Here is a 13,725-nt window from a genome sequence, read left to right as displayed (position 1 = left end):
TGTCCTCCCTAGAACCCGACCTGATCGCCACCTTTGAGGGCAAGCCGTGCGCGCGCTTCTGCAGGGGATGCAACTGTGAGGCCAAGGCTTTCAACTATCGTGCGGATCCGTGCCACCTGTTCGGCATTCGATTTGGCCAGTTGGCCTCTACCAATAAAAAGGCTGTCCTCTAGCCCGACACGTAGGTTGCCGCCACGCATGGCGCTTTGCGTCGCAAATGGCATCTGATGGCGGCCAGCGGCCAGCACGGACCATTCGTAGTTTTCTGATCCGAACAGCTTGTCTGCTATGTTGTGCATGTGGACCAAATGGTCGGGGTCAGTCCCGACGCCGCCCAGAATTCCAAACACCATCTGAATGAAGAATGGCGGTTTGATGATCCCCTGATCGACAAACCATTTAACGTTGTAGAGATGGCCAAGATCGTAGCATTCAAACTCGAACTTCGTGCCATGATCTCCGCCGAGTTTTTCGATAGCGTAGCGGATCGTCTTGAACGTGTTGGGAAAGATGAAGTCTTCGGTCATCTTAAGGAATGGACGTTCCCAATCATGCTGGAATTCGGTGTATTTCTGAAGCATCGGGAAGATCCCGAAATTCATTGAACCCATGTTCAGGCTGGCCATTTCTGGGCTCGCAGACGTTGCAGCCAACAGCCGTTCGTCGATAGACATTCCCAACCCGCCGCCGGTTGAAACGTTGATGACAGCGTCGGTCGATTGCTTGATGACGGGCAGGAACTGGCCAAACAGCTCTGGTCGCGGATCTGGCTTGCCTGTCTCCGGATGACGCGCGTGCAAGTGGATAATCGACGCGCCGGCCGCCGCCGCCTCAATGCTTGCTGTTGCGATCTGAGCTGGCGTGATGGGCAGGTGAGGCGACATCGACGGCGTGTGAATGCCACCAGTCGGTGCGCAGGTGATGATAACGGGCCTGGGCATCAGAGCTTCATCTGTTGGACTTGCGCCGACAGACCTCCATCCAGCACCCATAGTTGGCCTGACGCATAGCGCGCCTCGTCCGAGGCAAGCCAGTTCACCAGATTGGCGATATCCGTCGGTGTGCCGTAGGTGCGCATCGGGTGCACGTCGCGCACTGCCTTTTGTAGCGTTTCAATGTTGCCCCCGCCGCCGCCCGAGCCATCCCCATTGAAGAAACTCTGCAACATGGGTGTGTCGATATAGCCAGGGCAAACCGCATTGACCCGAATACCTTCTGGGCCGTGATCGCAGGCCATGGCGCGGGTAAGCGCATGGACGGCCCCTTTGGTCGCGCAATAGGCAGCCAAACCAGGGTCAGCTATGAACCCGTCATATGAACCAAAATTGATAAGGCTGGCACTGCTGCCAGACTTTGCTGCTGCTCGCATCAAAGGCAGCGCGTATTTTGAGGTAAGGAATGTTCCTGTGCAGTTCACCGCGAAACTTTGGTTCCATTCTTCAAGCGTGGTTTCTTCGACCGTCTTTTCGATCTCGATACCCGCCGCGTTTACTAGGATGTCCAGTTTGCCATGGGCCGCGCCGACAATGTCCATTGCGGCGATGGCGTCCGCTTCCAGGGTGACATTGAGTTTAACAAAGTGACCGCCGTCGTCGTGCTTGTCCAGCGACCCCTCAGGTGTCAGATCAGCCGCATAAACCGTCGCACCCTCTTTCAAGAACCGCGCTACAATCGCGCGTCCAATTCCACCGCGTGCACCCGTCACCAGTGCGATTTTTCCTTTTAACATCATTGATCTTGATCCTTCGGGGGTGGGAAGCGATACCTGCTGGCCGCAAGCGTCCAATCCATGTGGTTGCGCACATATTGCTGGCTGGCGTCAGAGGGCGGGTTGTAGTCCCATGCCTCGCAAGCTCCGGCTTCCATAGCAGCATGCAGAGCCCGACGTGACCTTTGCGTCGCTATGATCTGCTTTCGAAGCGCTTCGCCATCCCATCGATCAGCGACCTCTTTGGCAAAGCCAGCTGCGGCATCTGCGTAATCCGGGTCTGCGGCGACATTTCGCGTTTCCTTGGGATCGCGGCCGAGGTCATAAAGCTGAGGGGGGTCACTATCGCAGTGGATGTACTTGAGCGGCCCACGCCGGATCATGATGACGGGGTAGCCGGTCATTTCGGCGCAATATTCGCCAATCGCCTCGTCTACAGGATCGTCTTCTCCCTTCATCAAGGGGATCAAACTGCGCCCATCAATCGGCTCTCCCAACATGGAAAGATCGCCACCTGCGATGTCGATGAAGGTGGGGAGGAGGTCTACAAGCGAGACCGCGTTCTGAGCAGTCCCAATCACTACGCCAGGGCCTGCCATCACAAGCGGCACGCGCGCGGAATGCTCAAAGAAATTCATCTTGTACCAAAGACCGCGTTCACCCAGCATATCGCCGTGATCTGCGGTCACGATAATGATCGTATTGTCGAGTTCCCCTATTTCTTGAAGAGTTTGAACAAGCTCTCCTATCTTGCTGTCAAAGTAGCTGATATTGGCCAAGTAAGCGCGCCGTGCGCGGATCACTTCCTCATCCGTCAGCGGCACATATGACGCCTCAATCCCATCCATAAGCCTGCGTGAGAACGGGTCCTGATCTTCAAGCGCGGGCACAAAGTCCGGCATTTCGATATCGTCGTCGGAATATAGGTTCCACCACTCCGGCCGGGCAACATAAGGGTCATGCGGGTGAATGAAACTGGCAACCATGGCAAAGGGTGCCGCTTTGCCCGCCGCCTTGTCGCGCGCTGCATCAAAGAGCCACCGTTTGGCGGCAAAGGCGACCTCATCGTCGTAGTCGATCTGGAATGTTGCATGTGCCAGACCACTTTCCTTGACGGTCTGCATATTGTGATACCATTTGTCGATCCGCTCATCGGGTGCTTCCCAGTCCGGGGTCCAGGCAAAATCCGACGGATAGATATCAGTGGTCACGCGATCTTCGAACCCGTGCCTCTGGTCAGGGCCAATAAAATGCATTTTGCCTGACAGGCAGGTCCTATATCCCAACATTTTCAGATAGTGGGCGAAGGTCGGGATGGATGCCTTGAACTCTGACGCGTTATCATAGGCCGCAATACGGCTGATATGCTGACCTGACATGAAAGCGAAGCGCGAGGGCGCACAAAGAGGCGAATTGCAATAGGCCGCATCAAACCGCATGCCACGCGCGGCAAGCGCATCGAGATGCGGCGTTTTCGCGGTTTTGTGCCCATAAGCTCCTGTGAAGTGTGGTGCTAGTTGGTCTGCCATGATCACGAGTATGTTGGGCTGTGTCACGCGGCACCTTTGGTGTAGGCATCCAGAAGCAGTCCGTGAAAGTGATGCACCGCATGTTCGGATTTTCCCGATCCATCAGGGTCATGCACGATGCGCCCTTGGGTAAAGGCAGGCGTGCTCATTCCGCGCTGCACACTCTCGACCAGACCGATGTCTTCGACCTGAAGAACCTCATCCAGATATCGGATGGCATCGAGCTCCATTGCGTCAGGCTCGGGCGTTTCCAGAAAGAAATCGTAGGTTTCCAAAGTCCGATCCGGCCCAACTGGAATGATATTAAGGACGATCATGCTGGACCGCCCCGGATATCGCATCAGGCAGGTCGTTGGATAGAGCCACCACACCGCGTGGGTTTTGACCGTGGCATTGGCAACGTCATACGCTGAATTTGCGTGTTGACCTGCGTCAGCCATGTGGCTGGAGTAGATGGAATGCGTTGTTACCTTATAGGTATCCATGTCTACCAGATCGCAGAAATCCTTATGCGCGGTGGGGCAATGGTTACATTCCAGGAAGTTATCAACGACATTCTTCCAGTTCGATTTGATGTCGTATGTCAGACGGTGGCCAAAGGTCAGTTGGTCCACATCCGGGGCCCAATGGCGCACTTCGATCTCAAGATTGCCAGACTGCTCCGCCAACGGGGCGGCGTTTGGGTCTAGGTTGACGAAAACGAAGCCACAGAACTCTTCAACCTGCACCTCATCCAAGCAAATTTCGTTCACGTCGAAATCGACGAGATTTTCGGTATGAGGTGCGCGTACCAACTGCCCATCCAGTTTGTAGACCCACGCATGATAAGGGCACATAATCCGTGTTGTGGTGCCTTCGCCTGAAAGAAGTTCATGAGCACGGTGTTTGCAGACGTTATAAAACCCATGCAGTACGCCAGTTTTGTCGCGGACAACCGCAATTGGCTGGCCTGCGATCTCAACTGTGACATAGGCCCCCGGATCACGTGTTTTTTCAACGTGGCAGACCCATTGCCAAGTCTTGCAGATCACGGACTTTAGGTCAGTGTCGAACCATCTTGGCTCGGTATAGGCTTCTGCTCTCAAAGATTTCGAACGCGCTGGATTGTCGTCATAGCCATGTGAAATTGCCGCGATGTCCATCATTTCATCCTCCCGGATTTGGAAAAACGATATTGAAGCGGTGGAACAAAACTTAGCATTTTTCGCCAAACTAGTTACAAAAATAGCCATCCAACAAAGGAAGAGTCTGTGAATTAGGATCAATCACAATGGGCTCTGATCAAGAGAAACCTGAGAAATACAGTTGCCAAGATCTCAAGGATCGCCATGAACATCGTGTTGAGGTCTAGACCATTGGTGCTGGGTGCCTCATCTTTTGTCAGCAATCATTCTATTCAAGCATGACGAGTTATCTCTGCGCTATGATCTTTGTACCGCTGCCTTTTGTTGTCACAATCTTACTGGCACTGCTTTTTGTCAGCATCGCCCGGCGGGAGAATGATCAACCCAAGAACTCAGCATTTATGCTGTTGATCATCTGTGCGGCTTTGCAGTCCATGTTGATCGGATTGCGTTTCGGGTATGGTGTTGAATGGGTCCGCTTCCTGTCGCCGCCGCTGGCGGCCGTAATGGCCCCATTGGTTTACTTCGGCTCGTTGAAATTGGTCGGCCCACGGCGGGTTGGGAAACTCCATCCGATTACACCGCACAGTGTTCCACTTTTGATGGTCCTGCTTTCGATGGCTTTCTGGCCCGCTGCGCTGGACGTGATTATTATCGTCACGTTCCTTGTCTATGCGGCTCTCATACTTTTTCTGCTCCGATCCGGGGCAGATGCACTTCGGGTGACGGCGCTGGAATCAGCGGGATTGGTTCACCGTGCTTTGGTTTTTGCGGCACTTGTCTTGATATTTTCTGCAGTGGTTGACACGCTTATCACAGTTGATATCGCGATCATGAATGCCCGTCATTTGCCGCAACTCGTCTCGGTTGGCAATGTCGCAACTCTGCTCTTTCTTTCAATGGCCACCGCAGTGGCTAGTCGTGGTCGAGCCACTGGTGAAAGCTCAACACCCGCCCCAACAACTACGCCATCGTCGCTCTCTGGTTCCGCTGATGATCAAGAGATCATGGCAAACATCGAGAGTTTGATGAGCGAAACACATATCTATCGGGACGCCGATCTAAACCTTGCGCGCCTCGCCCGCCGGGCGGTTATCCCGTCGAGGCAAATCTCGGGGGCAATCAACCGGATGACGGGAAACAATGTCTCACAATACGTCAACGGCTACCGTATCGCTGAGGCTTGCGAACTGCTGGAGAACAGCACACGTTCGGTAACGGAGATCATGTTCGAAGTTGGTTTTGAGACAAAATCTAATTTCAACAGAGAGTTTCGGCGCGTGACAGGCGTAACGCCGCTTGAATGGCGCAAATCAAAAGGGCCAACGTCAAAAGTGGCGCGCTGACCTCGCTTGGAATTGACTGAATCGCGATTTCGAACGTCCTAGATCGCGTTAGAGGTCGCGGGTTCGCGGGATGTTACAAATTCTGGTGACATGAAAACAGTCACCGATCAAAACAGTAAGATGTCCGAGACGCTGAGAGAGCTTTCAGCGTATCCGGCGCCAATAACAACGGGCAGGTCATCGCGGCGCTTTTCCAAGTTGTCTCTGGCAAGCTTAACATCTTTAGTGTTGTTTGCGGCCGGTCTGGGATTTGCTCTTCTGCCTGATGGCGCGCAGCGCACTCTGTTGCAGCCTGACGTGCCGAGTACGTCAGTTGGAGCTGAGGCGCAGCGTTTCGTCTTGGACTCATCTGCTCCTTCTTCAGCACCCATGATCCGAGAAATCACTGGATCGGGTTACGTCGCCGCACAATCCTCAGCCGTTGTTTATGCGGAACATAGTGGGCTGATATCGGATGTTCTTGTTGAACCCGGAGACATGGTTCGCTTGGGCCAACCGGTACTTGTTATCGAGGACAAAGACGCCAGGTTCGCGTTGGAAAGCGCGCAGCTCTCACTTTATGTCGCCAAACTGGCGCTTTCTGCTGCGCGTATTTCCTGGGCACAGATTGATGCGACACTGCAGAGACAGGCCGAACTCAGACGAAGGGGTGCCGTTCCAAGTAGTCGGTTGGAAGATGCACAGACGGCTGCGCGTATGGCGGCCAACCGGGTCGAACACGCTAAAGCCGAGTTTGATAGGGCTGAGTTCGCTGTACGCGTCGCAGAAGAACGCGTTGCCGATCTGACCGTGCGTGCGCCGATCGCGGGAACTGTGACACATCTTTCCGCTCATGTAGGCGATGCCGTTCTGGACCGTATCGATGCGATACATGACGGAATCGGTCTGATGACAATTGCTGATCTGGGCCAGTTGGTCATCGATGCTGATGTGACAGAAAAAGCGATTGCTGACCTAAGCGATGATCTCATAGGCGAGGCGGTTCTGGACGCCTTTCCCAATCAACCCTTCTCTTTCTCGCTTCAACGCATTGCGCCGTTGGTGAATGCCGCCAAAGGAACCGTTGAGCTGCGCCTCAAACCGATCGATCCGCCAGCCGGGCTGCGGCCAGGCATGGCGGCGCGCGTCAACATCACGTTGCCTCCATCATCGATGCACACCCAAATAGAACCGGGAGCTTACCCATGAGTACCAATTCAGAAACCAACCAATCTTTCATCACGCTGCACGGTATCGGCAAGACCTTTCAAACCAGTGGCACGAGTGTTCCAATATTCGAAAACCTCGATCTCACCATCCAAAAAGGCGAATTTGTTGCTGTGATGGGGCCATCGGGTTCCGGGAAATCAACGCTCCTCAACCTGTTGGCCGGCCTTGACGGGCCAGATACTGGTGAGATCTGGATCGCAGGCCAAAGGCTGGACCATATGGGCGAGGCCGCCCGTTCAGCGTGGCGTGCGCACCATCTTGGGATCGTGTTCCAATTCTACAACCTTCTGCCAATGCTAACCGCCGAAGAAAACGTGGAACTTCCGCTGCTGTTGAAACCGATCCCTGCTTCTATGCGGCGCGTGCGGGTTGAGAAAATACTCGATCTCGTGGGTCTGGCCGGGCGTGGCCGGCAAAACCCTGCGCGCATGTCTGGCGGACAGCAACAGCGCGTCGGAATCGCACGCGCAATTGTATCTGATCCAACTCTATTGCTTTGTGACGAGCCGACCGGGGATTTGGATCGCGCATCCGCCGATGAAGTACTGACAATGCTAGAATACCTGAACCGCGAGCTTGGCAAGACCATCGTGATGGTAACCCATGACCCCGAGGCTGCCGAGGTCGCGGGTCGTACACTACATCTTGATAAAGGCGTGTTTATCGAGCGTGAGCGGGTGATGGCATGACATTCTTTGGTCTCACTCGTAAAAGCGCACTACGCAAACCACTGCGATCCATATTGCTGGTCATTTCCGTCGTTGTGGCTTTTTTCATCTACGGGCTGACCGCCAGTTTTATCGCCGGATCACAGGGCACGGCCGCCGCCAGCGACGATTTGCTTGGTGTAATGCACTCAGCCGGTCGCAGTCAGCCCTTGCCCGTGGCCTATCTACCGCGCATCGCTGCGGTGCCAGGTGTTGCAGAAGTCAGCCCCATCATACGGTTGCGCGGCAGCGTTCGCGATGAACGCAATGTGGTCGCGGTCAGCGCGGGTCAGCCTGATAAGTTGCTGGCGGTCAGCGGTAGGGATCTCGGACTGAGCCAGTCCATGATTGATGCGCTGGGCGCCGGGCGGGATAGGGTGCTTGTTGGGCGCGCCCTTGCCGAGGCTCAGGGCTGGAAGGTCGGAGACCGACTGACGGTTTCGGCCTTCCGCACCAAAAGACGTGATGGAAGCCGTGACTGGCCGTTTGAGATTGCCGCAATCTTTGATGGCAAAAGTGCCAGCACAGATACGTATTTTATCCTCGCCCAGTATCGCTACATCAACGAAGGCCGCGCACGGGGCAAAGATACCGTGTCCACCTTCGCGCTTCGTCCAGAACCAGGAGTTGCACCACAGGAATTGGCACCGCGTATAGACGCGTTGTTCGCCAACTCTGCGGCACCCACGCGCACCTTATCAGAAAAGCAATTTCTCAGTGCGTTCCTCAGCCAATATGCCGACATCAAACATGTTGTAACACTGGTTGTCGGCGCCTCTTTCGTGACGCTTTTGATGATTGTGATTAACACAATGGTCTTCGCCTTACGCGAACGTCGTTTTGAGGTCGGTGTGCTGAAAACCCTGGGGTTTTCGCAATCCCGTATCCTGATGATGGTTTTGGCCGAGGCCCTTTTCATATTTCTGCTCGGCGGCACCACCGGTATGGGACTTGCGAAGCTTGCCAGCCTGGCCTTGCCGCCCGCTCTGGGGCTGGTTTTTGATCCGGGTGTCCTGTTGCGCGCAGCCGCACTGGTTTTCCTGCTTGGTCTCGTCGCCGGGGCGCTGCCCGCGCTGACCGCCATGCGAACACCAATCCTTTCCGCTTTCAGAACGAGGTAAGCCCCATGCCTGCATCCTTTCGACAAATTATTGCAATGAGCCGTGCAACCTTTCTCAGTCTCCCGCGCAGGCTGGCCATTTCCTTGTCTATGGTAGGGTCAATCACGCTTGTGGTCTGTGTTCTAAGTGGCTTTCTTGCCATGGCACGGGGGTTCGAGATCACGTTGCAAAGCGCGGGATCATCAGACGTGGCTGTTATCCTTGGCGGCGGCACACGACAGGAAGGCAACTCTGATATCCCAAATGAAGTTGTGCGGGCACTTCTGGCAACGCGCGGCGATTTGGGCGTCCTGCGCGACGATCGGAACGTACCCGTCCTGTCTCGCGAGCTTGTAGTTCCCGTCGAGTTTCGACACAGTCCCGACGCGGTAGCTGAAACACTGGCACTACGGGGTATGGATGAAACTGGCCCGGGCATTCACGCGGGTGTTACGCTCGTTTCCGGCCGCTCGATGAAAGCCAGTACGCGTGAGATCATGGTAGGTGAACAACTGGCCGCCCGCTATCCTGGCTTGAACGTCGGTGATCGGGTTCGGCTCGGTCCGGTTGATTGGACGGTTGTCGGACACTTTTCCAACCAAGGAAGTGCATTAGAATCAGAGATTTGGGGCGACATTGATGCTGTCGCAGCCGTGTTCGACCGTTTGGGTGAGGTGCAAAGTCTTCGGCTCTCTCTCACTGAGGCAAACAAGCTTGAAGGGCTAATCCGCGCCACCTCAGAATTCAATACAGCTCAACTTTTGGTTCTGACCGAGGCTCAGCTCTACGCAGGTCAGGCCGAGGGAACGGCGCGACTCGTCCGGTATTTTGGATGGCCAATGGCGATCTTGATGGCGATTGGCGCAACCGCTGGGGCGCTGAATACCATGATGAGCTCGGTATCTGATCGAACCGTCGAAATCGCCACCGTCCGGGCATTGGGGTTTAGCCGCTTATCGGCTTGTGTAGCGACCTGGTTAGAGGCTGTATTGCTTTCAACCTTGGGCATTGGTTTGGGCCTCGCCGCATCATGGCTGGCAATAAACGGCTGGCAGGCAAGTACGATCGGCGCAAATGGCACAAAGCTGGCCTTCCATCTCGTGGTTGGTCGAGATGTTATGGTTGAGGCCGCATTGGTTGGTCTTGCCATCGGAGTCATAGGTGGTGTCGTGCCCGCAATTGCTGCAGCTCGGCTGCCTATTGCAGTAGCATTGAGAGGGCGTCGTTAGATGGTTTCTTCTGTTCTGTGATCATCAAATGTACCGCTGCTTGATGTCGATGACATAACCTCTCGCTGGTTCATTGATCTCGTGCATCCTGAAACAAAATTGCCCGTGAAGCCGTTTTTCGAAACCGCCTTAAGTGAAAGTTGTTGGGTGCTTCTAACTGCGCTCGGCGAGCACTTGGGTCAGAGCTGAATTCTCTGAATCAGCACGTTTTGTAGGGCATTTTCTACAAGCAAAGGTATTGAATTTGAGTTAGAACGCACATTGAAGCCAATCTGGTCAGACATTCAATACACGGGAATTTCGTTGCCAAGTGGACTAGCCCCTGCCGAACTGATCGCCATCTTAACGGCGGTAACGGATGATCAGCCGCGGGTCATGACCCTACGGGGAGGCGAGGCCTTGCCTTCCGGACCTTTCGAATCCTCTCATCGCAGTTTGCAAAGCGGATTGCGTGCTTGGATCGAAGCACAGACCGGCCATCCAGTAGGCTATCTCGAACAACTCTATACCTTCGCAGACAAGGACCGTGATCCAAGATCTGAGGAGGTCACCAGCTCGCAGCGTATTTCGATCAGCTATCTTGGGCTGGTGCGTGAGCAGGATGCAGCCGGGGCCAGACGCCCGACATGGCGCAGCTGGTATCGGTACTTTCCCTGGGAGGATCATCGCGGTGACCACAGCCCCAAGGAACTTCCGCTTATCACTGACCGCCTCACAGCATGGGCGGCGGCGGATGCGCTAAAGGTCCAGCGTGTCGATTATCTGTTCGGTCTAAATGGAAAACCGTGGAACGAAGAGCTTGTTCTGCAACGCTATGAATTGATGTACGAGGCCGGGCTGGTCGATACGCCAGAATTCGGAGCACCCATGGCAGGCGACAACCGTCGCATCCTCGCGACAGGCATTTCGCGCCTGCGGGCCAAGATCAAATACTCTCCAGTGGTATTTGAACTTTTGCCCGAAAGCTTCACTCTGCTTCAATTGCAGCGCACGGTCGAAGCGTTGTCTGGTCTGCACCTGCACAAACCCAATTTCCGCCGCCAGATTGACCAGCAGGAACTGGTTGAAGAAACCGGTGAAATGTCCAGCGGCACCAGCGGCCGTCCGGCGCGGCTATTCCGATTTCGCCCGGCCATTCTTGAGGCCCGAATGCTGTCGGGTGCCAGATTGCCGCTCTCCAGACCCTGAAACTCCATTGACATAATCTCGAAACGAGAATAAGTAGGTCCAAAATGTACTCGATTCGAGTATAAATGGAGAGTCCAATGAAAGATTTTCGCCTTCCCGAGCTCTATGATCGGGTTAAGCAGGTCATCCCACCTCCAGAGTGGATGCTGTTCGAAGAGGATCTGGAAGCCATCCTCGAACTGAAGCGCAAGAAGAACGCGGTCATTCTGGCACATAACTATCAGACGCCAGAAATTTTCCACGGCGTTGCCGACATTGTGGGTGACAGCCTGGCTTTGGCGCGCGAAGCCGTTAAGGTCGATGCTGACGTCATCGTTTTGGCGGGTGTGCATTTCATGGCCGAGACCGCCAAACTGCTGAACCCTGAGAAAACCGTGCTGATCCCGGATTTGGGGGCAGGGTGTTCGCTGGCTGATTCCATCACCCCCGAGGACATCGCTTTGCTGCGCCAAGCCCACCCTGGGGTTCCGGTGATCACCTATGTCAACACGTCGGCAGCGGTGAAGGCGGCATCGGATATCTGCTGCACGTCGGGCAACGCAGTGAAGGTCGTGGAATCCCTCGGGGTGCCGCGCGTTCTGATGATACCCGATGAGTATCTGGCAAAGAATGTTGCTAAAGAAACAGATGTCGAACTGATCGCCTGGCGCGGGCACTGTGAGGTGCACGAGCTGTTCACACCTGACGACGTGCGTGCCATGCGCGAAGCGTGGCCGGGCGTGACGGTACTGGCCCACCCGGAATGCCCACCAGAGGTGGTTGCTGAGGCGGATTTTTCGGGCTCTACCGCCGTGATGTCGGATTTCGTAAGCGCCAAAAAACCGGCGCGGGTCTGCCTGCTCACGGAATGCTCGATGAGTGACAATGTGGCGCTTAACCATCCGGACGTCGAGTTCGTGCGTCCTTGCAACCTGTGCCCGCACATGAAGCGCATTAGTCTGTGCAATATCCGCGAAGCGCTGGAACATGATCGCTATGAAGTCACGGTCGACCCGGCCATCGCCGACGATGCGCGCCGCTCTGTGGAGCGGATGTTGGCAGTAAAATGATCCAGCTCGACGGTCTTCATGGCCAGGTTGCAATAGTCGGAAGTGGCATTGCCGGGTTGATCGCTGCGCTGGAATTGACTCCGCAACCGGTGGTGCTGATCACCCGTGCAGGGCTGGGGCAGGAAAGTTCCAGCGCTTGGGCGCAAGGCGGTATTGCCGCCGCGTTGAGCGCGGATGACGATCCGGCGCAACATTTGGTCGATACTTTGAAAGCTGGAGACGGGTTGTGCGACGAGACCGCCGCGTCGGACATTCTGGCCGACGCGCAAGAGGCGATCACCATGCTGGAAAGCTATGGTGTTTGTTTCGACCGGAGTGTTGATGGCGCATATGCCTTTGGGCGCGAGGCTGCACATTCCCATCGTCGCATACTGCACGTGGGTGGCGACCGCACTGGCGCCGAGATCATATCGGCCTTGACACGTGCAGTCCTGCAATGCCCGTCGATCACCTGCCTGACAGATGTCGAGGTTCGGCGGCTGACAACGACTGACGAGAGTGTCACCGGCATTCACGTTCAACATGGCCGTCAGGCAGAGGTGTTGCGCACGTCTCAGGTTGTCATGGCGACTGGTGGCTGCGGCGGTTTATTCGACGCCAGCACCAATCCGTCGGGCAACTATGGGCAAGGTGTCATGATGGCTGCCCGCGCTGGGGCAGCACTGCGTGATATGGAATTCGTGCAGTTTCATCCCACCGCCTTGGATACTCCGCAGACGCCCTTGTATCTGGTCAGCGAAGCCGTGCGGGGTGAAGGCGCTATCCTTGTCGATCAAAACGGCAAGCGTTTCATGGCGCATATGCCGGGTGCTGAACTGGCCCCGCGCGATGTGGTTGCTCGTGCTGTGCATCAAGTCATCGCTGATGGTGGCCGCGTATTTCTGGATGCCCGCACAACACTTGGGTCCAGTTTTGCGCAGCATTTTCCCAGTATTTATGCGATATGTAATGCCCATGGTATTGATCCGGTTCGCGAACCGATACCAGTACGCCCGGCGGCGCATTACCACATGGGTGGTATCGCGGTTGATAGGAACGCCCGAACTACCTTGACTGGCCTTTGGGCCGTCGGTGAATGCGCAGCCACAGGTCTGCATGGTGCAAACCGGCTTGCAAGTAACTCGTTGCTAGAGGCTGTGGTGATGGGACGTCGCGCTGCCCACAGCATTGCTGGGTGTGAGATTCATGTTCCTCGGACCGCGCTTGAGCCTGAATGGCTACCTGATCCCTATCTTGGTTTGGTCAGGCAGTCGGTTTCAAGACACCTAGGCGTAATCCGCAATCAGCCTGGGCTGCAATCTGCCATTTCAAACCTGTCGCCAATGGTTGAATCCGCTGGGTGTGCCTCTGATCCGGCGCTTGTGGCGCTATCTGTCGCGATCTTTGCGTATCTTCGTTGTGAATCGCGCGGCGGACACTATCGCAGCGATTTCCCAAATTCGGAATCCATGGCGCATGCCAATCAGATGACACTGACCGAAATTCTCACCCATGCAGGTTCGATCTGCCAGGAACCCCTTCTGAGGACTGCTTGAA

The 13,725-nt window shown here is 55.4% G+C and carries 12 protein-coding genes; 8 read left to right on the top strand and 4 right to left on the bottom strand.

Features of this window, described 5'->3' with window-relative positions:
- Positions 1 to 8 precede the first annotated feature (8 nt).
- From kce to ACR0EL_RS08425, 4 genes are read right to left on the bottom strand one after another with little or no spacing between them, the layout of a single operon-like run.
- Positions 9 to 941: a 3,5-dioxohexanoate:acetyl-CoA acetone transferase gene (kce, locus tag ACR0EL_RS08440; RefSeq protein WP_480499371.1), complete on the bottom strand. Its 933-nt coding sequence runs from the start codon at positions 939 to 941 to the stop codon at positions 9 to 11.
- Positions 941 to 1,732 carry an SDR family NAD(P)-dependent oxidoreductase gene (locus ACR0EL_RS08435; RefSeq protein ID WP_480499369.1) on the bottom strand — a complete coding sequence of 264 codons (792 nt, stop codon included), beginning with the start codon at positions 1,730 to 1,732 and terminating at the stop codon, positions 941 to 943. Before ACR0EL_RS08435 ends, kce begins: the two co-directional genes overlap by 1 nt.
- Positions 1,729 to 3,264, bottom strand: coding sequence for a choline-sulfatase (betC, locus tag ACR0EL_RS08430; protein ID WP_480499368.1), 1,536 nt, complete (start codon positions 3,262 to 3,264; stop codon positions 1,729 to 1,731). Before betC ends, ACR0EL_RS08435 begins: the two co-directional genes overlap by 4 nt.
- Positions 3,261 to 4,382, bottom strand: a complete 1,122-nt coding sequence (locus ACR0EL_RS08425; RefSeq protein ID WP_480499367.1) for an aromatic ring-hydroxylating oxygenase subunit alpha — start codon at positions 4,380 to 4,382, stop codon at positions 3,261 to 3,263. Before ACR0EL_RS08425 ends, betC begins: the two co-directional genes overlap by 4 nt.
- Before the next feature lie 494 nt (positions 4,383 to 4,876).
- On the opposite strand from ACR0EL_RS08425, the gene ACR0EL_RS08420 reads away from it, so the two are divergent.
- The 8 genes from ACR0EL_RS08420 to ACR0EL_RS08385 all read left to right on the top strand — a co-directional run bounded on the left by ACR0EL_RS08420 (position 4,877) and on the right by ACR0EL_RS08385 (position 13,724).
- Positions 4,877 to 5,707, top strand: a complete 831-nt coding sequence (locus ACR0EL_RS08420; RefSeq protein WP_480499366.1) for a helix-turn-helix domain-containing protein — start codon at positions 4,877 to 4,879, stop codon at positions 5,705 to 5,707.
- 369 nt (positions 5,708 to 6,076) lie between these two features.
- Entirely contained in the window at positions 6,077 to 6,895 is an 819-nt protein-coding gene (locus ACR0EL_RS08415) for an efflux RND transporter periplasmic adaptor subunit (protein ID WP_480499365.1), read from the top strand.
- Positions 6,892 to 7,605 carry an ABC transporter ATP-binding protein gene (locus ACR0EL_RS08410; RefSeq protein WP_480499363.1) on the top strand — a complete coding sequence of 238 codons (714 nt, stop codon included), beginning with the start codon at positions 6,892 to 6,894 and terminating at the stop codon, positions 7,603 to 7,605. Before ACR0EL_RS08415 ends, ACR0EL_RS08410 begins: the two co-directional genes overlap by 4 nt.
- Entirely contained in the window at positions 7,602 to 8,744 is a 1,143-nt protein-coding gene (locus ACR0EL_RS08405) for an ABC transporter permease (RefSeq protein ID WP_480499362.1), read from the top strand. Before ACR0EL_RS08410 ends, ACR0EL_RS08405 begins: the two co-directional genes overlap by 4 nt.
- 89 nt (positions 8,745 to 8,833) lie before the next feature.
- The gene (locus ACR0EL_RS08400) at positions 8,834 to 9,952 is read left to right on the top strand and encodes an ABC transporter permease (RefSeq protein ID WP_480499360.1); all 1,119 of its coding nucleotides are present in this window, start codon (positions 8,834 to 8,836) and stop codon (positions 9,950 to 9,952) included.
- Between the two features lie 375 nt (positions 9,953 to 10,327).
- Positions 10,328 to 11,140 carry an NUDIX hydrolase gene (locus ACR0EL_RS08395; RefSeq protein WP_480499359.1) on the top strand — a complete coding sequence of 271 codons (813 nt, stop codon included), beginning with the start codon at positions 10,328 to 10,330 and terminating at the stop codon, positions 11,138 to 11,140.
- A 77-nt stretch (positions 11,141 to 11,217) separates the two neighbouring features.
- A complete protein-coding gene (gene nadA / locus ACR0EL_RS08390) occupies positions 11,218 to 12,189 on the top strand; it encodes a quinolinate synthase NadA (protein WP_480499358.1) in 972 nt (323 codons plus the stop codon).
- Positions 12,186 to 13,724: an L-aspartate oxidase gene (locus tag ACR0EL_RS08385; protein ID WP_480499357.1), complete on the top strand. Its 1,539-nt coding sequence runs from the start codon at positions 12,186 to 12,188 to the stop codon at positions 13,722 to 13,724. The genes nadA and ACR0EL_RS08385 overlap by 4 nt, the downstream gene beginning before the upstream one ends.
- Position 13,725 lies beyond the last annotated feature (1 nt).

Source organism: Ruegeria sp. AH12 (assembly GCF_056541465.1).
The sequence above is the reverse complement of the archived record's forward strand: the minus strand, read 5'-3'. Positions and strand labels throughout refer to the sequence as shown.

What these genes read in the sequence shown, in the direction of transcription:
- kce (WP_480499371.1), bottom strand. Translation starts at nt 941, where the DNA reads ATGCCCAGGCCCGTTATCATCACCTGCGCACCGACTGGTGGCATTCAC.
- ACR0EL_RS08385 (WP_480499357.1), top strand. Translation starts at nt 12,186, where the DNA reads ATGATCCAGCTCGACGGTCTTCATGGCCAGGTTGCAATAGTCGGAAGT.
- ACR0EL_RS08435 (WP_480499369.1), bottom strand. Translation starts at nt 1,732, where the DNA reads ATGATGTTAAAAGGAAAAATCGCACTGGTGACGGGTGCACGCGGTGGA.
- ACR0EL_RS08395 (WP_480499359.1), top strand. Translation starts at nt 10,328, where the DNA reads ATGACCCTACGGGGAGGCGAGGCCTTGCCTTCCGGACCTTTCGAATCC.
- ACR0EL_RS08425 (WP_480499367.1), bottom strand. Translation starts at nt 4,382, where the DNA reads ATGATGGACATCGCGGCAATTTCACATGGCTATGACGACAATCCAGCG.
- ACR0EL_RS08415 (WP_480499365.1), top strand. Translation starts at nt 6,077, where the DNA reads ATGATCCGAGAAATCACTGGATCGGGTTACGTCGCCGCACAATCCTCA.
- ACR0EL_RS08405 (WP_480499362.1), top strand. Translation starts at nt 7,602, where the DNA reads ATGACATTCTTTGGTCTCACTCGTAAAAGCGCACTACGCAAACCACTG.
- ACR0EL_RS08400 (WP_480499360.1), top strand. Translation starts at nt 8,834, where the DNA reads ATGGTAGGGTCAATCACGCTTGTGGTCTGTGTTCTAAGTGGCTTTCTT.
- nadA (WP_480499358.1), top strand. Translation starts at nt 11,218, where the DNA reads ATGAAAGATTTTCGCCTTCCCGAGCTCTATGATCGGGTTAAGCAGGTC.
- ACR0EL_RS08410 (WP_480499363.1), top strand. Translation starts at nt 6,892, where the DNA reads ATGAGTACCAATTCAGAAACCAACCAATCTTTCATCACGCTGCACGGT.